Below are 20,608 nucleotides of genomic sequence, written 5' to 3'. Positions count from 1 at the left end.
CCAACAGCGTGTTTGTGTTAAACTACTTCTTCAGGCTTGTTCAAAGGATCGGCATAATGCGCCAGTCCGAAATTGCGGCTTACGGCCTCTGCGGGGTTGGTCACATGCCATTCAAACTCATCGCGGAAGTGGCGGATGGCACTGGCCACCGGCCAGGCTGCTGCGTCGCCCAACGGACAAATCGTATTTCCTTCTATTTTCTTTGACACGTCTACCAGCAAATCCATATCGCTTAGTTTGCCGTGGCCATGCTCTAAACGGTGTAATACTTTTTCCATCCAGCCTGTACCCTCGCGGCAAGGAGAACACTGCCCGCAACTTTCATGATGATAAAAACGTGCAAAGTTCCATGTATTACGCACAATACACTGGTCTTCATCAAAAGCAATGAAGCCACCCGATCCCATCATGGAGCCGGTAGCAAAGCCACCGTCTGACAATGATTCGTAGCTCATTAAGCGCGACTCATTATTAATGGTTTTCAATATAAGGTTAGCTGGTAAAATAGGTACTGATGAACCACCAGCCACTACAGCTTTCAGGCGTTTTCCATTGGCAATACCACCACAATATTCATCCGAATAAATAAATTCTTCTACAGGTACACCCAACTCAATCTCGTACACACCTGGCTTGTTTAAATTTCCGGAGGCCGAAATCAGTTTTGTTCCGGTACTGCGGCCAATGCCAATTTTAGCATACTCATCGCCACCATCGCGGATGATAGGCACCGTTGCAGCTATAGATTCTACGTTGTTTACTACCGTTGGGCAGCCGTACAAACCAGCAATAGCCGGGAACGGGGGCTTGATACGTGGATTACCACGTTTGCCTTCCAGCGATTCGATTAACGCCGTCTCTTCACCGCAGATGTAAGCGCCGCCACCGGGCTGTACATACAATTCCAGATCATAACCCGTACCTAAGATATTTTTGCCCAAAAAGCCGGCGTTACGCGCTTCGGCTATAGCTTTTTCCAGGATGCGGATTTGTGGCATCATCTCGCCCCGTACATAGATGTACGAAGTTTTGGCGCCCAAAGCAAAACTGGCTATAATCATTCCCTCAATTAATAAGTGAGGGATGTGTGTCATTAAATAACGGTCTTTAAACGTACCGGGTTCCGACTCGTCGGCGTTGCATACCAGGTAGCGCGGCACACCTTCGGGCTTAGCCAAAAAGCTCCACTTCATACCGGTTGGAAAACCCGCACCGCCGCGACCGCGCAAGCCAGATTTTTTAACCTCTTCGACCACCTCGTCGGGGGTAAGAGTTTTCAGGGCCTTTTCAACCGCGGCATAACCACCTTTTGAACGGTAAACGTCAAAAGTATTGATGCCGGGTACATTAATATGTTCGAGTAATAATCTGCGTCCCATTAGTTGTTAGCCTTTGCCTTTAAATCACTAATTAACTTGTCGACCGATTCGGTAGTCAGGTTCTCGTAAAATGTGTACTCAGGGCCAATTTGAAGTACGGGGCCAAAGCCGCAAGCGGCAAGGCATTCTACCCCACGCCAGCTAAATAAACCATCCGCAGTAACGTCACCTTCTTTAACGCCCAACGTTTGTTCAATATGGTCCATTATTTTTTCGGCGCCAACTAAGCAGCATGGGCCAGTACGGCAAACTTCCAGCATGTACTTGCCTTGCGGCCGCAAAAAGTACATAGTATAAAAACTGGCTACCTCATAAACTTCGATAGGCTCAATTTTAAGATAGGCGGCTACTTTGTCCATAGCCGGCACGCTTAACCAACCTAACTCGGCCTGCGTTTCGTGAAGTGCAGGCAGCAAAGCAGATTTTTGCTTGCCTTCAGGGTAGCGGCTTACAAGATCGGCAAACTTATTAAGCAAAGCTGCCGAAAACTCGACAGGTCCGTGGGTTACATTTTCTACTCTAAGCATCTAACTCTCCTGCAATAACGTTTAAGCTACTCATGTTGATAATCGCATCAGACAGTAACATGCCACGGCTCATATCAGCATACATGGAGTAATTGATAAAGCTTGGCCTGCGGAAATGCAGACGGTAAGGCGAACGTCCGCCATCATTAACCAGATAAAATCCTAACTCGCCGTTAGCACCTTCTACCGAATGGTATACTTCGCCAACCGGTGTGGGTATTTCTCCCATCACTATTTTAAAGTGATAAATCAGCGCTTCCATATTGTTGTACACTTCCTCTTTAGGAGGCAGGTAAAATTCCGGTACATCTGCATGAAATATTGTCGGATCTTCTTTCTGTATCTTATCCAGCGCCTGTTGTATCAAGCGCAGGCTTTGCCACATTTCTTCGTTACGAACCAAATACCGGTCGTATACGTCGCCGCTGGTACCTACAGGCACTTCAAAATCAAAGTCTTCATAAGAGCTGTACGGGTTCATGGCGCGTACATCATAATCAACACCAGCCGCACGCAGCAACGGGCCACTCCAGCTATAGCTCAGGGCATCCTCAACACTAACCGGTGCAACGCCCCTGGTACGATCAATAAATATCCGGTTACGATTAAACAGCGATTCAAACTCTTTTAACACTTTCGGAAAATCGGCCAGAAACTTATTGATTTTGGCAAAAGCAATCTCGTTAAAATTACGCTCAAAGCCGCCCAGACGCCCAACGTTGGTCGTCAGTCGTGAACCGCAAACTTCCTCGTAAATTTCGTAGATGGCTTCACGATATTCCATCATGTATAAAAAGCCGGTGAAAGCTCCAGTATCTACACCCAATACACCGTTACAAATAATATGGTCGGCAATGCGAGCCAGTTCCATAATAATTACGCGCATGTAATCAACACGCTTAGGTGTAGTGATGTTTAACAGCTTTTCTACCGTCATGTGCCAGCCCATATTGTTAATGGGTGCCGAGCAATAATTCAAACGGTCGGTTAAAGGCGTGATTTGATAAAACGGACGGTGCTCCGAAATTTTTTCAAAAGCCCGATGTATATAACCTATAGTAGATACGCCACTAACAATGCGTTCACCATCCAATTGCAACACATTTTGGAAAACTCCATGCGTAGCAGGATGCGTTGGCCCTAAGTTAAGGGTCGACAATTCGCTTTGTAAGTTAGTATCGGTATTTGTATTTAATGAAGGAAAATTCTGCATAGTCTATCTTCCAAAATAAAAATCTTTCTTGTCTACCCGGTTAGGATCCTCGAGCGGGTACTCTTTGCGCATCGGAAATACCGTCATGTCGTCAACATTGAGGATACGAACCAGATTCGGGTGCCCTTCAAAATCGACGCCAAAAAAGTCATACGTCTCCCGTTCCATCCAGTTGGCGCCGTTCCACAATACCGAAGCGGTCGGGATGCGTACATCACCTTCGGGTAAAAACACCTTAAGCCGGATGCGTACGTTATGTACTAAACTGTGCAAGTGGTAAATTACACCGATGGAATTTTCCTGTTCCGGGTAATGAATAGCAGTAATATCAGTTAAATAGACAAATTGTAACTGCGCATCGTTCTTTAAAAAAGTAAGAACGTCGATGATTTGATTACGGTCAGTTTCAACAGTAACTAAGCCGTAAGGCTCGCCTACAAACTTTACCCTTTCGCCAAACTGTGCGGTAAACTGCTGTAAAAGTATTTCGTTATTTAATGTACCCATTTACTGGATTCCGTATTGTGCTAATAGTTTCTGGTACTCCGGCGATTCCCTGCGACGCAAAGATTCTGTTTGTACCAGTTTTTGAATATTCATAAAACCATCAATAATTGCTTCCGGACGCGGCGGGCAACCAGGCACATAAACATCTACCGGTATTACCTCATCAATACCTTGCAGTACTGAGTAAGTATCAAATATACCGCCGCTTGACGCGCAGGCACCTACAGCCATCACCCAGCGGGGCTCGGCCATTTGTAAATATACCTGACGTAAAACCGGTGCCATCTTTTTGGATATAGTGCCCATGACCATTAATAAGTCCGCCTGACGCGGAGAAAAGCTCAAGCGCTCTGCGCCAAAACGCGACAAATCATAATGCGACCCCATCGTAGCCATAAACTCAATACCGCAGCAAGAGGTAGCAAACGGCAGCGGCCACAACGAATGCGAACGAGCCAGGCCAATGGCCTTGTCTAATGAAGTTGCAAAAAATCCCGAACCTTCAACACCCGGTGGGGCGTTTACAATTTGAACATCACTCATTGGTTAATAATTGCTTTGGTTATCCGTAATACGGATGCTTACAAATTTATTATTATAAACGTCATTAAGCATAGTGTAATATAGACAAGGCTATATTTAGAATAAATCTAAACTACCTCAATTCCAATCGAGTGCGCCTTTTTTAAGTACGTAAATAAACCCTAAAAGCAGCGTGCCCATAAAGATGAACATCTCAATAAGACCTTCAGTACCCATCTGTTTAAAATTCACAGCCCATGGATACATAAATATCACCTCCACATCAAATAGCACAAACAGAATAGCTACCAGGAAATACTTAATGGATACCGGCGTACGTGCGTTACCCACTACCTCAATACCCGACTCAAAAGGTGTTAACTTATCGGCGGTTTGACGTTTAGGACCCAATTTGTGGGTAAAAAACATTGTAGTTACCACAAAACCTATGGCTACTACCATTTGAATGATTATCGGTAAATAGTTAACCGGTAAACTTTGTGCTTCCATAATACAAAATAATTGGCGGCCCTAAATAACAAAAAAGGCCGCACTTCTGTGCGGCCTCAATATACTATTTTTATAATTAAAACTTATTTACCTTTTGAAGTCGACTTGGCCGGAGCGCTCTTTTTCTGGAAGAAGAACTGCACCTGTTTGTTGGTTGGGTCATACTCACGGGCTTTAGTATAATTTTCGGTAGCCTTAGCATTGTCCTTTTCTTTGTATTCGGCAAAAGCACCTAAGTAAGCGTAAGCCTCAGCTAAATTCTTTTTGTCTGCATCAGCTATTGGCTGTTTAGCAGATAAGATTGAAATCAGCTTTTCATAATAAGGCCTGGCATAACCTACAATGTTGTTGCGGTCTTTCTCTTTTAAATCGTACAAACGTGCTCTGTAAAGCGTAACCGTAGGGTTAGGCGTGGTTAAAGCATTTTGTATATGTGAGAAAGCAGAATCGGCTTTTACTAATAACATGGTATCAGCTACTGGTTTTGGAGTAGCTTTGCTCGAAAGCTGATCACCATAAGCATAGTAGTAGCTAAAACCTTGAGCAAAATAATCGTTTAATTTAGCATTTTTTGACTTAGCAGTATACTTCTGATAAGCATCACCTGCTTTTTGATAATCACGTTTTGCGTAATATATCTTAGCAATGTCTGCATACAAATCACCCATAGTGCTGTCCAGTTGCACGGTTTTTTCCAAGGTCTGGAGCGCAGCAGTAGTATCTTTGTCTTTTAACTGAATACGGCCTAAATAATAATAATCATAAGGAATAACCCGTTTAGGATCAGCTTTGGATAACCAGGTATTTAATGCTGTTTTAGCAGTGGCCGGGTCATTGTTTTCGTATGCGGCGTAACCCAAATAACGATAAGCTCTTGCATTAGCATTTTTAGCCTGTGTTAAAGTAGTTGCCTCGGTTTGTAAATCTTTAAATTTACCGGCTTGGTATAAAAAGTCGGCATAACGTAAACGTGACTCTACTGAGTTATCAGTTAAATTCATGAATTTACGATACTGCTCAACAGATTCGTTGATTTTTGCCGAAGCTTGAGCAGGAACTTTTTGTGCCCAGCGTACGTCAGTTTCAGCCCACTCGCGGTAAGCCGGACCAAAGTTTGGATCAATGGCTAAGGCATCTTTAAACTCTTTCTCAGAGTCTTCCCAGTTGTTAGCATATCTCCAAAGCACACCAGTGGCTACTTTAGCTGCTGCCGATTTTGGATTTAAGTTAAGCGCGTCTGCATAAGCTTTATAAGCCTCATTACTTTTTAGCTGTGACCGGTACGCATCACCTAAAGCAATAAACAATTCAGGATCTTTGCTATTTACAGCAATACCTTTATTTAAAACAGCAATAGCTGCATTAGCATCCGGGTTAGGATCAAGCATGTAAGCCTCACCTACGTATACATATGGTTTAGAGTCTTTACCAGCCAATGTAGTAGCCTGATTGAAGTTACTTTGTGCACCGGCCTGGTCTTTATTAACCCTTGCAACCGCACCTAAACCTGCATAGTTTAATGCTGATTTTGGATTAGCTGCTATACCTTTGCTAAAAGCTGCCTTGGCAGAATCTGCGTAATCTTCTTGAAGATAAACCCAGCCCAGGTAAAAGAAATTCTCGTCTTTAGTTGGTTGAGAAGCTGTCAGATTTTTTAGCATCGACTTAGCTTTCTGATATTGTTCGGCGTCAATAGCTTTCTTGGCGTCGGCAAGACTCTGCGCAAAAACTGATGAACCTATAAATACCAGGCCTACGGCTGCTCCAGCTACTTTACTTTTCAAATTAGTCATGTGCCTCAATTTTATAGTTTTAGTTAAGATGTTACTTTTTCAAAATCATTTCCCTCTGCGGGATAGAATCAGGCAATAAACCTGATTTCAAAATTATCCGTTGTCCTTTGTCGCTTTTCATAAAAGCAGCAAAACCTGCTGCTAAACCCATCTTTCCTGAACTGTCCAGGATATACAGACCACGACTAAGCGGATATTGTTTTAGAGCTAACGTTTCTTGTGATGGTTTAAAGTATTCGGTCGGCGCTTTGTCATTATTCTCATCTCGTACGCCTACTACTTTTACCTTGCTTACTGCATCAGCATAATCCTTATCCGGATCGTCTAACCAACTGAACCCTACAATTCCTATAGAGTTTGGGTGCTCACTTACGTAAGTAATAACGTCTTTATTTGATTTTAGTGCATAAATATTTTTCTGTTTTAGCTCATTTCCAGAAAAATCTTTCAAATATCTTACCAAACTTGAGTTAGGGTTATCAAAAACGATGTTCTTATCAGTGTTGATTTTGCCGCTAAGCATCTGTTTGATTTGATTAACCGTTATTAACGTGTCAGCCGACTTTTCGTTTACAATAAGCACAATCGCATCAATTGCAAAACGATTAACTGCTGGTGCAAGGTTTCGGTTTTTTAAAATTTGCAATTCATTCGGCTTCAAATCGCGCGACATGATAGCAACCCTAATGCTGTCGTTTAAAAAGAGCCGCAGCAAATCGTTTTCCGACTTATAGATAAACTGAGGTTTGGCTTCAGGGTACAGTGCTTTAAATACGTAAGCCTGTTGCTCAAGTATCGGCTCAAAAGACTCGTCGGCCAAAAACTGGGCCTTGCCAGTTATAAAAGTGTCTTCGCCTTTTGCACGTAGAGTAGGTTGCTGGCGGCAGGTTGCCAAAGCTATGATTACAGCTAACCCAAAAAATGTAAACTTAAAACATTTAATCATTGACCTGTATCTGTTCTGAAAATACGAACGAAACGTAATACACCGTATAAAATAAACAGCCCTCCAAAGGTGTAGCGCTGCGTTTGTGATAACTGGAGTGGAAGCTTATCCCAAAACATTATCATCAAACCTAATATGACAACAACCACAAAGAAGGCTGCCCCTAAAATAAACAAAAACCGCCTTAGGGGCGATTTTTGTTTATCAGAATCAGAATTTAACATTAATTACTGTTATTGATCTGCTAATGTAAATACAATTGGCACGGTATACTGTACACGAACCGGGCGACCATTTTGACGTCCAGGCGTCCACTTCGGTGCAGATTTTAATACGCGTACCGCTTCTTCTTCTAAACCGGAGCCTAATTGGCGACCAATTGGTTTAATGTCCGTTAAGCTACCATCACGTTCAACAACGAAGGTAACGTTTACACGGCCTTGTACACCGTTTTCCTGAGCTACTGAAGGGTAACGTAAGGCTTTGTTAAGATACTTACCAAAACCTTCTAAACCGCCAGGGAAAGCTGGTAAAACTTCTACCGAGGTAAAGATTTCATTTGGGTTAGCTTCAACTACCGCAGCGCTAACCGGAGCGTTACCAACCGGCTCATCAATACGAACGGTTTGAGAAGGGTCACCTTTGATGTCTTTTGGACCTGGGTCAGCAACTTTCAAATCTTCCTGACTTGGTGGATCTTTTTCACGAACCTGCTCATCTGGCTTTACTACTGGAGGCGGGAAACGTACCTGATCCACTTTTGGCTTTTGCGGCTCAGGGCTTGGCGGTGGCGGCGGTGGCGGCTCTTTTTCGTTTAACGGTGGAGGTTGTGCAAGCACTACTTCCTCAATTTTAATTTTTTCCTTTGGCTTAGGTATAAAACCTTTGATCTTGTTAATAATAGTAGGCATCGAAACGGCCAAAATAAACAGTATAAGAGTTATAAATAACGCTTTAGCTGTATTTTTCGGGTTACTTTTACGTAACTCGTAGGCACCGTAAGCCTTGTTTCTATCATTAAAAACAACATCAAGCCATTCAGGTTTCAGTATGTCTAATTTTGATCCTAAAATAGCCATGATTTATCTTTTTTAAATCTACTTATTTGTTAATTAATAAATCTTTTCTCGTTTCAGTAAATCAATCTCGACCGGCGTGATATCTACAATAGAGTATAGTTTATTGTTTGTAATATTTAATTCATCAATAATATCAATCATATTTTTGTAGATTGACTTATCGCTTGGCTTAATAATTACATACATGTCCTTTCCGGTTGTACGTTTGATTTCTGCGCCCTTTTCAATTAACACTTTACGGATGCCATCTTTACCATAATTATCAACCGTTGGAGCTGATTTAGGTTCTGTTGGTACACCTACAAACCATTCTAACCTGTTGTCGGCACCTAAAAGAACAGTTACCGTTCTTGATGCTGCAATAGGCTCCTGGTCGTCTGGCTTCTCTTCATTTTTATCCGGCATAGCCAAATCCATGGCTTTCGCTTTTGACAGGGTAGTAGTAAGCATGAAGAAAGTTACCAGTAAGAAAGCCAAATCAACCATGGCTGTTAAATCCACGCGTGTTGATTGTTTCTTACTTCTTACTTTTCCACCCTTCTTCTTACCCCCACCGGAGGTGTCTAATTCTGCCATCTTATTATTTTCCTCTTAATGATGTAATTAAACTAAATTTGTTTACTTCCTGCTTTTGCAATATGGCAATAATACGCTGTATTGTCGGGTACTCTTCTTTGCTGTCACCTTTAATAGTGATACGCAATTCTTTACCTGATATGTTTCTGTTTACGATACGCGCTTCTTTAATCCAGTTAAATAACTCGTTGCTAACCGAATCTGTAGGTATACCCGGCGCTTTATATTCTTTACGCTGATCACCATCAAGATCGATGTATTGCTTTGCAAGGCTAATAGGAACACCTATGCTTGGCATTACCGCAAAACGCTCAACTTCTTTAGGTGTAAAAGCAATTTTATATCTGTCGCCCATACGCTGAAGCAATTGCTTGCGTACCTCGAAGCCTTCGACACCAAAAAACACCTTTCCTTTACCACCAATAGTAAGGGTTGCAATATCGCTTTCAGGCAAAAGAACTTGCGAAGCTGACCCCGGAGTATCCACCGGAACCGGATCTTCTACTTTAGGTTTTGCCGTTAATATAAAGAAGGTAAGCAAAAGGAAGGCTACGTCACACATAGCCGTCATATCGATTGACGTACTCTTTCTTGGAATTTTTACTCTAGGCATTTTATTTCTGGTTCTTTAAAATCAATACTTAATATGGCTTATCATTTTACTTTACCCGCCGTTACTGCTTTATATCAGATAACGGCGGCTAAGCAGCACCAATACTAGTATCTTGTTCTGTTTTTATGTGAAGCAGCAAATGTTTGCACAATGCTGAAACCTGTCTCATCAATTGCGTAAGTCAGTTTGTCAATTTTAGACGTAAACACGTTATAAGAAATAATTGACAAAGCCGAAGTAGCAATACCCAATGCAGTGTTGATCAAAGCCTCAGAAATGTGAGATGATAACTCAGCTTGGTTAGGAGCACCAGAAGTAGCCAGTGTTTGGAATGCACCAATCATACCTACCACCGTACCTAATAAACCTACCAGCGTACCTACTGATACTAAAGTTGCAATGATGGTAAGGTTTTGCTCTAACATCGGCATCTCTAAAGCAGTTGCTTCTTCAATATCTTTTTGGATAGCCAAAGTTTTTTGGTCAACGTCAAGATTTGGTTCAGCTTCCATTTCGCGGTATTTTTTCAAACCTGATTTGATAACGTTAGCTACCGAACCTTTTTGTTTATCACACTCTGCACTTGCAGCGTCGATGTTTCCTTGGTTTAAGAAAGCGTTGATTTTTCTAACAAAAGCATCAACGTTACCAGTACCAGATGCTTTACCGATAACAACAAAACGCTCAATTGAGAATACAACCATCATTAAAAACATGGTCATTAATACTGGTACAATCGGACCACCTTTGTGTACAGTACCGAAAATATCCACTGGCTCGCCTTTAGGGTCGCCACCTTTGTAATGGCTTGCATCACCGAAAACGAAAATGAACAGCAATACGGCGATTACGAAACAAATAGGAATAACTAAAGAAGCGAAAGCGCCTGAGTTACCTGAGCTTTCTTTTTTAACAGGAGTAGTTGGTGTTGATGGAGCGGTTGCCATTACTTTAAATTTAGTTTTAGTTTTTATTTATCTATTTAGTTAATTAAATATGCTCTTTTAGCGAATAACAAATTTATAATTTTATGATTATAAAATTAAGCAAAATGTAATTCTTTACAATTATTTAATGTCAAACTTATTATTCGGTTTTTTTAATGGGCTTACTTATTAACGCAATCCATTGCGATTATTATGTTTAACCAAACAATTTTCTGCAATGAAAACCATTTTTTTTAATAATAGCAAGCTTTCAACATTAAAAAACTGTAACTAAAATGATATAGGCTTTAAGTTTTCTGCCATTCGGCTTACTTTATACAAAAACAGCCTATACCAGGTATAATTACACCTCGTTTTTATACAAATCAACAAGCTTTTATTAAATCTTAAACAAAATCAGTGTTTTTTAAAACGTTTTAGCAATAACAATTCATTTTTTATGAAAAAATCACAAAAACTATATGTTTGCTATCCACCTGCTTTTTTGGCTTTGTAGCCATCTGTAATTAAAAGCTGTAGTATTTTGTCACGAAAATCACCCTGAATTAAAATCTCATAATCTTTTACAGAACCACCAACGCCGCACTTAGTTTTCAATACTTTTCCTAAAGCCTCTAAATCGCTTTCGGCTCCGGCAAAACCTGTAATGCGGGTAACGAGCTTACTCCCGCCTTTGCGATCCAGGTAAATTTTAAGATTTTGCTGTTGCGCTGGCGGCGTAGTAATATCACCCTGGCTCCCGTCATCAAACGCAAAGTCAGGATCGGTGGAATAAATCATTCCGCCGGAAAGGTTTTTATTTTTCTTGCTCATAGCTTATTTGCTGTAACTGCTGCCCACAATTACCTTTAAAGATAAAGGTACAATTTTGATATCAACATCAGCACCGAGGCTTTGCGGCTCGCCGTCCAGGTGCACGGGACCGGCACTATTGCGTGCTACCTGTATATTCTTTCCGCGGATGATTTCTACGTATTTAGATTTATCGGCCGTTTTAGCAAACATGCGCACTCCCATCTCCGGGAAACGATATAACGGAAAAGGTTTAATAACACATACATCCAGTAAGCCATCTTGTACAGAAGCATGAGGAGATACGTGAGCGTTGTTACCGTATTGTGATGAATTGGCAAAACTCAGCATAAACGCATCGCGACTATAGGTTTTACCGTCAATGATCATATCATAACGCTGAGACTTGTAACTGATAATTTCGCTTACGGCCGATTTAAAATAAGTAATAAAGCCCCGCTTTTTTTGTTGAGCAAAAACATGACTGATATGCGCATCAAACCCCATACCGGCCATATTAAAAAACCACTGTCCGTTTAGCTGCGCAGCATCTATCATTTGAGTATGATATGTATTGACAGCTTGTATTGCCTTCACCGTATCCATAGGGATGCTTAAAAACCTGGACAATCCATTACCTGAACCAAAGGGTAATATACCCAGGGCAGCCTGGCTACCAACCACTGCTGACGCCACTTCGTTTACGGTACCGTCTCCTCCTACTGCAATAATATTGTGGTGAGTAGCGCTGGCTTCTTTAGCCAGCCAGTGTGCGTGCCCGGCTTCTTCGGTAAACACGATGGTAGGCTCAATGGCTTCTTTGTTAAGGTATTGCTTAATTAATTGGGGCACATGCTCCTTAGATTTGCCGCCTGCCACCGGATTAATTACAAATAAAGCTTTCCTTTTCAACTATCTATACTTTTTCGGTATCAAAAGTAAGCCTATTTTCGGCTTTTGTAAAATTGTTTTACTTTTGCTGACTGATAGTGGACTGATTTGAAAAATGCTGCCTTGAGCAGTCGGATTGCAACCACGTAAAAAAGTGCTAAAACCCTTGTCTTCCTTTTTTACTCAATCCTTTTCTTTTCCGGACGCTTGCTTGCAAACATTAATTTTTGATAGAAATTTTATGCCTTATTTATTCACTTCAGAGTCCGTTTCAGAAGGACATCCGGATAAAGTGGCCGACCAGATATCGGACGCGTTGATTGATAATTTCCTGGCTTTTGATGCCGACTCTAAAGTTGCCTGCGAAACGCTGGTAACTACCGGGCAGGTAATTTTAGCTGGTGAGGTAAAATCAAAAGCTTATTTAGACGTACAAAAAATTGCCCGTGATGTTATTAACCGTATAGGTTATACCAAGGGTGAGTATATGTTTGATGGCAGTTCGTGCGGTGTGCTATCGGCCATTCACGAGCAATCGCCTGATATTAACCAGGGGGTTGACCGCCAGGATAAACAAGAACAAGGCGCCGGCGACCAGGGTATGATGTTTGGCTACGCTACGGTAGAAACAGACAACTATATGCCCTTAGCCTTGGATATTGCCCATGCTTTATTAATTGAGCTGGCCGCTATACGCCGCGAACTTACAGATATTAAATATTTGCGCCCGGATGCAAAATCGCAGGTAACGCTGGAATATGATGATAATAACCAGCCACAGCGTATTGATGCCATTGTAATATCAACCCAGCATGATGATTTTGATGAGGATGATGCAATGCTGGCCAAAATTCGCGAAGATATTATTAGCATCCTAATTCCGCGTGTTAAGGCCCGCTATCCTAAGTATGCCCACTTTTTTAACGATGATATTAAATATCACATTAACCCCACGGGTAAATTTGTAATTGGGGGTCCGCATGGTGATACTGGCTTAACCGGCCGTAAAATTATTGTAGATACCTACGGTGGCAAAGGAGCACACGGCGGTGGTGCATTTTCGGGTAAAGATCCGTCGAAAGTTGACCGCTCGGCTGCTTATGCTACCCGTCATATTGCTAAAAACCTGGTTGCGGCCGGTGTTTGTAAAGAAGTGCTGGTACAGGTATCATATGCTATTGGTGTAGCACAACCTATGGGCATCTATGTAAATACTTATGGTACGGCGCAGGTTGATTTGCACGACGGCGAGATAGCCAAAAAAGTGGAACAATTGTTTGATATGCGTCCGTACGCTATAGAAACGCGCTTTAAACTGCGCAACCCAATTTACAGTGAAACTGCTGCTTACGGCCATTTTGGTAAAACCAGCGAAACTGTAACCAAAACATTTGTAAGCCCAGAAGGCCGCGAAGTAACAAAAGAGGTAGAACTGTTTACCTGGGAAAAATTAGACTACGTTGGAAAAGTTAAAGAGTCTTTCGGTCTTTAAAAGCTTTTTTTAATATCCATTTGAAGCGGTAGAAAATTCTGCCGCTTTTTTTATGTCTTCATTTTATCTGAACATTCTATATTTACCCGCATGCAACACCCCGAACATAACCCGTGGCAAATAACATCTGAAAAACAGGTTTATGATAACCCGTGGATAGGCTTAACTCATTACGAGGTAATAAACCCATCTGGCAATGCGGGTATTTACGGTAAAATACATTATAAAAACCGGGCTATTGGTATAGTGGCTTTAGATGATGAGTTAAACACTTATTTGGTTGGTCAGTTCCGCTTTACCTTAAACCAGTATAGTTGGGAAATTCCGGAAGGTGGTGGACCATTGGGTACCGACCCGCTTGAAGCCGCTAAGCGCGAATTACTGGAAGAAACCGGATTAAAAGCCAACGAGTGGACAGAGATTAACCGCATTCACTTATCTAATTCGGTAGGCGATGAGTTTGGCTACATCTACCTGGCACGCGGCCTGGAACAGCATGAAGCAGAACCCGAGGAAACAGAAGAGCTTATAGTACGCAAATTACCGTTTAGCGAAGTGTACCAAATGGTATGCAAAAGCGAAATTACCGACTCGATAACCTTAGCAGCCGTAATGAGAGTGCAGTTAATGATTATAGAAGGCACCATTAAATAAACCGGAGCAAACGGGTAAGGGTTAAACAAGACCATAAACGCTAATGCTGAACATTTTACCTTCAGGTTATTTTGTTAACTTTGGTGTTCTGATATGAGAAAACTGTTAGGCTATATCCTATCTGCCATTCATTATCCGGCTTTTGGGTTTTTACTGCTGCTATTTCAACCAATACAATGGTTATGCTATAATTTAAGCGGCTATGCCGCTCACAAACGGTCGGTAGATATATTAAACGGCTTATTAACCAGCACCTATTATTTACTGGGCAACCGTATTACTTTCATCAACAGGCAACAACTGCCAGAGGGACGCCCTATGATTTTTGTAGCCAACCACCAGAGCATGTATGATGTGCCGCCGCTTATTTATCATTTGCGCCGTTACCATGCTAAATTTATCTCTAAGGTTGAGTTAACTAAGGGCATCCTGTCTATCTCCTACAATTTGAAAGTGGGTGGTGGTGCCAATATAGATCGTAATGATCCGCGCCAGGCCATTACCGAACTGGCAAAACTGGCCGGCCGCATGAAAGACAATAACTGGTCGACCGTTATTTTTCCGGAAGGTACACGGTCTAAAGACGGACACGTACGCTCATTTCAATCGGCTGGTATTGCCACCATATTAAAGAAGTGCCCTAATGCATTATTGGTACCCATTGCCATCAATAACGCCTGGAAAATGGTGCGTTATGGAATTTATCCACTAAGCACTTTTGAACATTTACGTTTTGAGGTACTTACACCTATTGAGCCCAACGGCCGCCCGGCCGACGAACTTGTAAAACAGATTGAAGAAACCATTAAAGCTAAAATGAACGTTTAGATATTTTTTTCTTCAATCATCTTAAAAAATTCGTCGCGGTAAGTATCGCCGATCGGGATAATTTTATCGCCCATAAAAATACGGCTGCGCTCTATACTATCAATTTTGTTGAGCGCTACGATATAAGAACGATGTACCCGGATAAAATGCCTTTCGGGAAGTGCATCTTCCACCTTTTTCATGTTTTGTAAGGTGATAATGCGTTCTGCCGGTGTAAATATGGAGATATAGTCTTTTAGACCTTCGATAAACAGAATATTGTTCAGGTAAACCTTCTGTATTTTATGCTCCGTTTTTACGAATATAAAATCGTTGGAGATATCAGATTGCGGATGTGCCGGTGCTTCTTCTTTTTCAACCGGCTTAACCGCCGGCGGAAACATAGCTGCATGTACCTTTTGCGACGCCTTAAAAAACCTGTCGAACGCGATAGGCTTAAGCAGGTAATCCACCGCATCCAGTTCATAGCCCTGCAGGGCATATTGCGGGTAGGCCGTGGTTAAAATTATTTTGGCTTTACCGTTGGATATCCGCAAAAACTGGATACCGGTAAGCTCGGGCATCTGTACATCTAAAAAAACCAGATCAATGCCGCCATCCTGCACCAGGGTAAGCGCCTCAATAGCACTGGTAGTTGCTTTAACCAATTGCAAAAAGGGAATCTTTGAAATGTAGTCTTCTACCACATGCAACGCCAAAGGCTCATCATCAACTACCAGGCACCTGATCATTTTATAAAGCTAAAGATAATTCGCAAGAATACGTATCAGCCGTTTCATTTATGTTTAGCTGATACTGGTTTGGATACAATAATTTCAATCTGCGCTTAACATTGCTCAGGCCAATGCCCCCGGCGGCATCCCGGTTGAGCAAATGTTTTTTGTTGTGCATGTAAAAATGCAGCTTACTGTCATCAACCGTAATATGGATTAATATCGGGTTTTGCTCATCATTGGCTACCCCATGCTTAAAAGCATTTTCGATAAACGAGATAAGCAGTAAGGGTACAATACGCTGGTAAGTGATGATGCCTTCTACCCTAAAATCAACATGACCATTAGCACCGAAACGTATTTTTTGCAAATCGATAAAGTTTTGCAGGTATTGCAGCTCGTGCGCTAAGTCAACTTTATTGTCATTACACTCATACAGCATATAGCGCATAATTTCCGAAAGTTTTAAAATAGCCTCGGGCGTATTATTAGCCCGCTGGTAAGCCAGGGAATAAATACTGTTGAGCGAGTTAAATAAAAAATGAGGGTTAATCTGCGACTTCAGCAAAGCCAGTTCGGCAGTGAGGCGCTGGTTTTCCAAATCGCGCTGTATGCGTTCGTTCAAAAACCAGTCTACCGTAAAATGGTATAACAGGCTTAGCAACATAAAAATGATACTGGTAAGCAGGGTGCTGGTGTAATAAGACCAAAAGCTAATAGTTTTGCCACTGCGGCTCACTAAAATATGCTCGTGAAACACGGTACCTAATCCAAATTTAACAAATCCGATTATAGCAACGGTGAGCAGCGTTACCAGGATGTATCTGCGGTATTGCTTTTTATCCAGATAATGCGGAATAAGGTACAGGTAGTTGAAATAGAACATGCCGATATTAATTATACCGTAACCAATAAAGGTTACCAGCAAATCTATCAGCTTTAGCTTGGTGTTATTATGGGCAACAAGCATAAAAAACGAGATTACGCTTATCCAAAACAGCGAGTGCCCAAATATCTGCCAATATTTCTTCATTGCCCTAAATATAAAATTAATGGCACGAACTTGCCCCGGCAATTATATACACCCCGGCTTTTTACCGATGAACGGGCTGTAACTATCGATGAACGCTTTCGTCGCTGTAAACTGCCGTTTATCTATAATTCGGGGCAGTTGGTCTAAATAAGTTTAGGAGCTGATTTTTTTGAATTTACTTTGTTTCATCAAATCAGTCACAATGAAAAAGTTAGTGTCAAACCTTAATCCTTTTATATTACTGTTAGTACCTGTAGTATTTGCTTTAGTACTGGGCGTAACCTACCAGTTTGAGAAAGCCAGTCACTTTACCGACAGCAACAGCATAACTTCGGTTAAACACGCTACTTCGCTGTTTAGCCAGGGCATCCATTTAGTAAAAACTGTTTGTTCAGTTTCGGTAAATGGTTTATGATAATTGAAACTCACAACCTAAACTTTTACTTTGGCAAACAGCCGGTTGTAAAATCCTTATCACTGCAAGTACCCGAGCGCAGCATTTTTGGTTTTTTGGGGCCTAATGGAGCAGGCAAAACTACAACCATTAAGCTGCTGCTCAGTCTGCTTAAAATACAGGAAGGCAGTATTTCTATATTTGGGCAGGAGTTGCAACGCAACCGGCTCAGCATCCTGTCGCAAATTGGTTCGCTTATTGAGCAGCCGGCCATTTACGGCCACTTAACAGGCAAAGAAAACCTGATTAACCGCGCCAAGCTTTTACAGGTACCCATTAACCGGGTTGACGAAATGTTAGCGCTGGTGCACTTAAAAGATGCCGCTCATAAAAAGGCAAGTAACTACTCGCTGGGTATGAAACAACGGCTGGGCATTGGCTTAGCTATGCTGGCCGATCCCAAACTATTAATCCTCGACGAGCCGACTAACGGCCTCGACCCAAACGGTATTATCGAAATCAGGGAACTGCTGGTTAAACTGGTTAAAGAGCAGGGCAAAACTGTTTTTGTATCGAGCCATTTACTGGCCGAAATTGAGCGGATGGTTACCCACGTAGGCATTATTAACCACGGTGCCATGGTGTTTCAGGGCAGCATCCAGGATTTGGAAAGCATCAGCCAGCCCATGATTCAGGTAGAGACAGACCACATTGCCGATGCCGCCAACTTTTTGAAAAACACCGGTCACGACGTAAATCAGGTTACCGACACCTACATTACCCTACCCTATACCACCAAAGATGCAGCGGCTGCTATAAACGCCAGCCTGCACAACCAGGGGCATAAAGTATACAGTATTGGTAAAGTACAGAAAGACCTGGAACAACTGTTTCTGAACATTACCCAAAACGCCTAACCTAAACCCATGAAAGGATTTTTATTATCACTGCAATCGGAGTTTTACAAGAGCCGGAAAACGCTGGGCTTTTGGAGCGCCGTACTTTTGCCCCTGCTGCTTACCTCGCTTATTAGTCTTGGTTTTTATTTTAAAAGCGCTAAGCTGGCGGCTTATCCGGGCAAAGTATTGTGGGCGCAGTTCTCGGGTATTTCTTTAGGGATGATGGGCACACTGCTGCTGCCTATCTTTATCATATTCATAGCCTATTCGGTAAACAGTGTTGAACATAAATCAGATACCTGGAAAACATTGTTCACGCTACCTATACCTAAATGGTCTATTTACAGCGCCAAGTTTTTTTATGCCTTTTTCCTAGTGTTGCTTTGCCTGATGCTGTTTGTTGGGTTCACCATCGGGTTTGGTAATTTATTGGGCTTGCTCAAACCCGAACTTAAATTTCTTGATGCGCATATAGAAAAAGAACTTTTTGATATCTACATTAAATTATTTTTAGGCTCACTGGCCACATTGGCCCTGCAATTTGTAATGAGCCTGATTTGGAAAGATTTTTTAAAACCAATGGGAATTGGCTTTGTAGGCACCATCGTTGGTATAATACTGGTAACTAATGTACGTTGGGAATATGCTTACGCTTTCCCCTATGCGCAACCTTTACACGCCGTTATGGGCCTGAGCAAAAAAATAAGAGTTAATTCCGGTTTAGAAATATTTACCAATGAGGTGCTGGCCAGTATAGGAACTGCTGCTGTAGTTTTTGTATTGGGTTACTTTATTGTGAGGCGCTTGAGCATCAAATAACATTTACCTACACCTTATCATTTTAAAACACAAAAGAGACTTTTCAGGGTCTCTTTTGTGTTTTAGATTACAGTATTTTCTTACCTATACAGATTATCTTATCGGCTTCGGATATACCGGCAAACTTTCGTGCCCATCAGCATCCACCGACTGCACGGCAAAAAAGTAATTATCCTTGGAGTAATCCGAAGTATACTCATTGCCGGTGACGAAAATTTTCTTTTCCCAATATGGGCTGATAGTTTCGCGCATCAGGATGTAATAGCCAGCCGGCTTTTTACCCACCTCAGGCGCACTCCATTTCAGGGTGGTTTTGTTGGTCAGCCCACTGGTACTTACGCCTACGTTTTGCGGTTGCGCAGGGGCCATGGCCAGATTGGCTAAAACCGACAAATTCATTCGGGCTACTTTTTGGATATAATCATAATCGGCAAATTCGGGCAGGTCGCCATAATCAACGCCTTTTTCTTTACGGACGTTCTGATGCTGACGGTTAAAGTCCTCGTTCATCTCAGTGAAGCGTACTGCTGTAAAGCCATTTTGCAGAAAAGGAGTCTGGTCGCCGCCACGTAAAAAGCGGTCGCGACGGTAAACCATTTTTACGTCCAGGTGGCTCACGTAACGTTCGGCCACTTCTTTAATATACCGGGCCAATTGCCTTGACGGACTATCATTTTCGCCGCCATTATTGATTAACGAGGCCAGCGCACGTGCATCGCCACTTACAGTTGATGGTACACCTTCGCTAAAAACCCGGACGTTGGTATTGTTTTTTATACCGTTTTCCATGCCGTAGGTATTTCCAACAATATCGTTATTCAGCATGGCATCCACATTCCACTTTTCGGCTTTGGCTCGCTTGGCTACATTGGTTGAGCCGTTCAGGCCCTGTTCCTCGCCTGCTACTGCCATAAAAATAATAGTAGCCGGAAAAGACCGCTTGGCCATTACCCGGGCAATCTCCATCGAAACAGCCGTGCCCGAGGCATCATCAACCGCCCCAGGTGCCACCAAAGCCGAATCCATCACATTGTTCACCCTCGAATCATAATGGCCCGAAACCATGTAAATCCGGGTATCGGTCGGGTCGGTACCTTTTAGAATAGCCAGTACGTTTTTTAATACCGTAGGCTTACCTATGCGCCCTCCGGCCGGCTGGGTAAAGGTATCAAACTCCACCTTCATGCGTCCGTTAGAAGCTGCCGCATAACGTTCCAGTTCGGCTTTAATCCAGTTACGGGCTGCGCCGATGCCGGTAGTTTTGCTGGTGGTATCGCTTAAAGTGTGGCGGGTTTTAAAGCTCACCAGCTTGCGCACAATGGTTTCTATGTTTTGAGCCGACACCTCATCATTCATCTGCGTAATGGCAGCATCCTGTTTAATGGTAGTTTGCGCAAAGGCGGGTACGGCAAATAGTAAAAGGAGTAAAAATTTGAACTTCATGCAGTTGTTGTTTAATCAAAGCAATATAAGCTATAGGC

General features: G+C 42.3%; 24 protein-coding genes. 6 read left to right on the top strand and 18 right to left on the bottom strand.

Annotated features, from left to right (window positions below; genetic code table 11):
* Positions 1–17: 17 nt before the first annotated feature.
* The 15 genes from nuoF to AAGR14_RS02265 form a co-directional block, all read right to left on the bottom strand.
* Positions 18–1,379, bottom strand: a complete 1,362-nt coding sequence (gene nuoF / locus AAGR14_RS02335) for an NADH-quinone oxidoreductase subunit NuoF (RefSeq protein WP_342646988.1) — start codon at positions 1,377–1,379, stop codon at positions 18–20.
* Entirely contained in the window at positions 1,379–1,906 is a 528-nt protein-coding gene (locus tag AAGR14_RS02330) for an NAD(P)H-dependent oxidoreductase subunit E (RefSeq protein ID WP_342646987.1), read from the bottom strand. Before AAGR14_RS02330 ends, nuoF begins: the two co-directional genes overlap by 1 nt.
* A complete protein-coding gene (locus AAGR14_RS02325; protein ID WP_342646986.1) occupies positions 1,899–3,119 on the bottom strand; it encodes an NADH-quinone oxidoreductase subunit D in 1,221 nt (406 codons plus the stop codon). The genes AAGR14_RS02330 and AAGR14_RS02325 overlap by 8 nt, the downstream gene beginning before the upstream one ends.
* Before the next feature lie 3 nt (positions 3,120–3,122).
* Positions 3,123–3,626 (bottom strand): NADH-quinone oxidoreductase subunit C, encoded by a 504-nt coding sequence (locus AAGR14_RS02320; protein WP_342646985.1) that lies wholly within the window; start codon positions 3,624–3,626, stop codon positions 3,123–3,125.
* Positions 3,627–4,169, bottom strand: a complete 543-nt coding sequence (locus tag AAGR14_RS02315) for an NADH-quinone oxidoreductase subunit B (protein WP_342646984.1) — start codon at positions 4,167–4,169, stop codon at positions 3,627–3,629.
* A gap of 117 nt (positions 4,170–4,286) precedes the next feature.
* Positions 4,287–4,658 (bottom strand): NADH-quinone oxidoreductase subunit A, encoded by a 372-nt coding sequence (locus tag AAGR14_RS02310; protein WP_342646983.1) that lies wholly within the window; start codon positions 4,656–4,658, stop codon positions 4,287–4,289.
* A gap of 83 nt (positions 4,659–4,741) precedes the next feature.
* Entirely contained in the window at positions 4,742–6,451 is a 1,710-nt protein-coding gene (locus tag AAGR14_RS02305) for a tetratricopeptide repeat protein (RefSeq protein WP_342646982.1), read from the bottom strand.
* 31 nt (positions 6,452–6,482) lie between these two features.
* Positions 6,483–7,346: a substrate-binding domain-containing protein gene (locus AAGR14_RS02300; protein ID WP_342646981.1), complete on the bottom strand. Its 864-nt coding sequence runs from the start codon at positions 7,344–7,346 to the stop codon at positions 6,483–6,485.
* A 47-nt stretch (positions 7,347–7,393) separates the two neighbouring features.
* A complete protein-coding gene (locus tag AAGR14_RS02295; protein WP_342646980.1) occupies positions 7,394–7,621 on the bottom strand; it encodes a hypothetical protein in 228 nt (75 codons plus the stop codon).
* Positions 7,622–7,630: 9 nt separating this feature from the next.
* Positions 7,631–8,476: a TonB family protein gene (locus tag AAGR14_RS02290; RefSeq protein WP_342646979.1), complete on the bottom strand. Its 846-nt coding sequence runs from the start codon at positions 8,474–8,476 to the stop codon at positions 7,631–7,633.
* A 33-nt stretch (positions 8,477–8,509) separates the two neighbouring features.
* The gene (locus tag AAGR14_RS02285) at positions 8,510–9,052 is read right to left on the bottom strand and encodes a biopolymer transporter ExbD (protein ID WP_342646978.1); all 543 of its coding nucleotides are present in this window, start codon (positions 9,050–9,052) and stop codon (positions 8,510–8,512) included.
* A 4-nt stretch (positions 9,053–9,056) separates the two neighbouring features.
* A complete protein-coding gene (locus AAGR14_RS02280; RefSeq protein ID WP_342646977.1) occupies positions 9,057–9,665 on the bottom strand; it encodes a biopolymer transporter ExbD in 609 nt (202 codons plus the stop codon).
* A 104-nt stretch (positions 9,666–9,769) separates the two neighbouring features.
* Complete coding sequence (locus tag AAGR14_RS02275) at positions 9,770–10,612, bottom strand: MotA/TolQ/ExbB proton channel family protein (protein WP_342646976.1); 843 nt, start codon at positions 10,610–10,612, stop codon at positions 9,770–9,772.
* Between the two features lie 468 nt (positions 10,613–11,080).
* On the bottom strand, positions 11,081–11,425 hold the full coding sequence (locus AAGR14_RS02270; protein ID WP_342646975.1) for a translation initiation factor: 345 nt from the start codon (positions 11,423–11,425) through the stop codon (positions 11,081–11,083).
* Positions 11,426–11,428: 3 nt separating this feature from the next.
* A complete protein-coding gene (locus AAGR14_RS02265; protein WP_342646974.1) occupies positions 11,429–12,316 on the bottom strand; it encodes a diacylglycerol kinase family protein in 888 nt (295 codons plus the stop codon).
* 220 nt (positions 12,317–12,536) lie between these two features.
* Between AAGR14_RS02265 and metK the strand changes: the two genes are divergently transcribed.
* From metK to AAGR14_RS02250, 3 genes are all read left to right on the top strand, one after another.
* Positions 12,537–13,787 carry a methionine adenosyltransferase gene (gene metK, locus AAGR14_RS02260; RefSeq protein ID WP_342646973.1) on the top strand — a complete coding sequence of 417 codons (1,251 nt, stop codon included), beginning with the start codon at positions 12,537–12,539 and terminating at the stop codon, positions 13,785–13,787.
* Positions 13,788–13,877: 90 nt separating this feature from the next.
* Positions 13,878–14,441 (top strand): NUDIX hydrolase, encoded by a 564-nt coding sequence (locus tag AAGR14_RS02255; RefSeq protein WP_342646972.1) that lies wholly within the window; start codon positions 13,878–13,880, stop codon positions 14,439–14,441.
* A 93-nt stretch (positions 14,442–14,534) separates the two neighbouring features.
* Entirely contained in the window at positions 14,535–15,269 is a 735-nt protein-coding gene (locus AAGR14_RS02250; protein ID WP_342646971.1) for a lysophospholipid acyltransferase family protein, read from the top strand.
* On the opposite strand, the gene AAGR14_RS02245 is transcribed toward AAGR14_RS02250, so the two are convergent.
* Together AAGR14_RS02245 and AAGR14_RS02240 are read right to left on the bottom strand one after the other, a co-directional pair.
* Positions 15,266–16,000: a LytTR family DNA-binding domain-containing protein gene (locus AAGR14_RS02245; RefSeq protein ID WP_342646970.1), complete on the bottom strand. Its 735-nt coding sequence runs from the start codon at positions 15,998–16,000 to the stop codon at positions 15,266–15,268. The two genes, AAGR14_RS02250 and AAGR14_RS02245, sit on opposite strands and share 4 nt — an antisense overlap.
* A 1-nt stretch (position 16,001) precedes the next feature.
* Positions 16,002–17,015 (bottom strand): sensor histidine kinase, encoded by a 1,014-nt coding sequence (locus AAGR14_RS02240; protein ID WP_342646969.1) that lies wholly within the window; start codon positions 17,013–17,015, stop codon positions 16,002–16,004.
* 202 nt (positions 17,016–17,217) lie between these two features.
* Here AAGR14_RS02240 and AAGR14_RS02235 point away from each other — a divergent pair, with 202 nt between their 5' ends.
* The 3 genes from AAGR14_RS02235 to AAGR14_RS02225 are packed head-to-tail and all read left to right on the top strand — an operon-like array spanning position 17,218 to position 19,127.
* Positions 17,218–17,430 carry a hypothetical protein gene (locus tag AAGR14_RS02235; protein ID WP_342646968.1) on the top strand — a complete coding sequence of 71 codons (213 nt, stop codon included), beginning with the start codon at positions 17,218–17,220 and terminating at the stop codon, positions 17,428–17,430.
* Positions 17,427–18,326, top strand: a complete 900-nt coding sequence (locus tag AAGR14_RS02230; RefSeq protein WP_342646967.1) for an ATP-binding cassette domain-containing protein — start codon at positions 17,427–17,429, stop codon at positions 18,324–18,326. Before AAGR14_RS02235 ends, AAGR14_RS02230 begins: the two co-directional genes overlap by 4 nt.
* Before the next feature lie 9 nt (positions 18,327–18,335).
* Positions 18,336–19,127 (top strand): ABC transporter permease, encoded by a 792-nt coding sequence (locus AAGR14_RS02225; protein ID WP_342646966.1) that lies wholly within the window; start codon positions 18,336–18,338, stop codon positions 19,125–19,127.
* A gap of 93 nt (positions 19,128–19,220) precedes the next feature.
* On the opposite strand, the gene AAGR14_RS02220 is transcribed toward AAGR14_RS02225, so the two are convergent.
* Positions 19,221–20,570 carry a M20/M25/M40 family metallo-hydrolase gene (locus AAGR14_RS02220; RefSeq protein ID WP_342646965.1) on the bottom strand — a complete coding sequence of 450 codons (1,350 nt, stop codon included), beginning with the start codon at positions 20,568–20,570 and terminating at the stop codon, positions 19,221–19,223.
* Positions 20,571–20,608 lie beyond the last annotated feature (38 nt).

The sequence above is a fragment of the Mucilaginibacter sp. CSA2-8R genome (assembly GCF_038806765.1).
In the GTDB taxonomy this organism is placed as follows: Bacteria; Bacteroidota; Bacteroidia; order Sphingobacteriales; family Sphingobacteriaceae; genus Mucilaginibacter.
The sequence above is the reverse complement of the archived record's forward strand: the minus strand, read 5'-3'. Positions and strand labels throughout refer to the sequence as shown.

Excerpts from the sequence above, each read along its gene's own strand:
- AAGR14_RS02255 (WP_342646972.1), top strand. The coding sequence starts at position 13,878 with ATGCAACACCCCGAACATAACCCGTGGCAAATAACATCTGAAAAACAG.
- AAGR14_RS02280 (WP_342646977.1), bottom strand. The coding sequence starts at position 9,665 with ATGCCTAGAGTAAAAATTCCAAGAAAGAGTACGTCAATCGATATGACG.
- AAGR14_RS02235 (WP_342646968.1), top strand. The coding sequence starts at position 17,218 with ATGAAAAAGTTAGTGTCAAACCTTAATCCTTTTATATTACTGTTAGTA.
- AAGR14_RS02225 (WP_342646966.1), top strand. The coding sequence starts at position 18,336 with ATGAAAGGATTTTTATTATCACTGCAATCGGAGTTTTACAAGAGCCGG.
- AAGR14_RS02220 (WP_342646965.1), bottom strand. The coding sequence starts at position 20,570 with ATGAAGTTCAAATTTTTACTCCTTTTACTATTTGCCGTACCCGCCTTT.
- AAGR14_RS02320 (WP_342646985.1), bottom strand. The coding sequence starts at position 3,626 with ATGGGTACATTAAATAACGAAATACTTTTACAGCAGTTTACCGCACAG.
- AAGR14_RS02250 (WP_342646971.1), top strand. The coding sequence starts at position 14,535 with ATGAGAAAACTGTTAGGCTATATCCTATCTGCCATTCATTATCCGGCT.
- AAGR14_RS02325 (WP_342646986.1), bottom strand. The coding sequence starts at position 3,119 with ATGCAGAATTTTCCTTCATTAAATACAAATACCGATACTAACTTACAA.
- AAGR14_RS02270 (WP_342646975.1), bottom strand. The coding sequence starts at position 11,425 with ATGAGCAAGAAAAATAAAAACCTTTCCGGCGGAATGATTTATTCCACC.
- AAGR14_RS02290 (WP_342646979.1), bottom strand. The coding sequence starts at position 8,476 with ATGGCTATTTTAGGATCAAAATTAGACATACTGAAACCTGAATGGCTT.
- AAGR14_RS02330 (WP_342646987.1), bottom strand. The coding sequence starts at position 1,906 with ATGCTTAGAGTAGAAAATGTAACCCACGGACCTGTCGAGTTTTCGGCA.
- AAGR14_RS02285 (WP_342646978.1), bottom strand. The coding sequence starts at position 9,052 with ATGGCAGAATTAGACACCTCCGGTGGGGGTAAGAAGAAGGGTGGAAAA.
- AAGR14_RS02275 (WP_342646976.1), bottom strand. The coding sequence starts at position 10,612 with ATGGCAACCGCTCCATCAACACCAACTACTCCTGTTAAAAAAGAAAGC.
- AAGR14_RS02230 (WP_342646967.1), top strand. The coding sequence starts at position 17,427 with ATGATAATTGAAACTCACAACCTAAACTTTTACTTTGGCAAACAGCCG.
- AAGR14_RS02305 (WP_342646982.1), bottom strand. The coding sequence starts at position 6,451 with ATGACTAATTTGAAAAGTAAAGTAGCTGGAGCAGCCGTAGGCCTGGTA.
- metK (WP_342646973.1), top strand. The coding sequence starts at position 12,537 with ATGCCTTATTTATTCACTTCAGAGTCCGTTTCAGAAGGACATCCGGAT.
- AAGR14_RS02310 (WP_342646983.1), bottom strand. The coding sequence starts at position 4,658 with ATGGAAGCACAAAGTTTACCGGTTAACTATTTACCGATAATCATTCAA.
- AAGR14_RS02315 (WP_342646984.1), bottom strand. The coding sequence starts at position 4,169 with ATGAGTGATGTTCAAATTGTAAACGCCCCACCGGGTGTTGAAGGTTCG.
- AAGR14_RS02245 (WP_342646970.1), bottom strand. The coding sequence starts at position 16,000 with ATGATCAGGTGCCTGGTAGTTGATGATGAGCCTTTGGCGTTGCATGTG.
- AAGR14_RS02240 (WP_342646969.1), bottom strand. The coding sequence starts at position 17,015 with ATGAAGAAATATTGGCAGATATTTGGGCACTCGCTGTTTTGGATAAGC.
- AAGR14_RS02295 (WP_342646980.1), bottom strand. The coding sequence starts at position 7,621 with ATGTTAAATTCTGATTCTGATAAACAAAAATCGCCCCTAAGGCGGTTT.
- nuoF (WP_342646988.1), bottom strand. The coding sequence starts at position 1,379 with ATGGGACGCAGATTATTACTCGAACATATTAATGTACCCGGCATCAAT.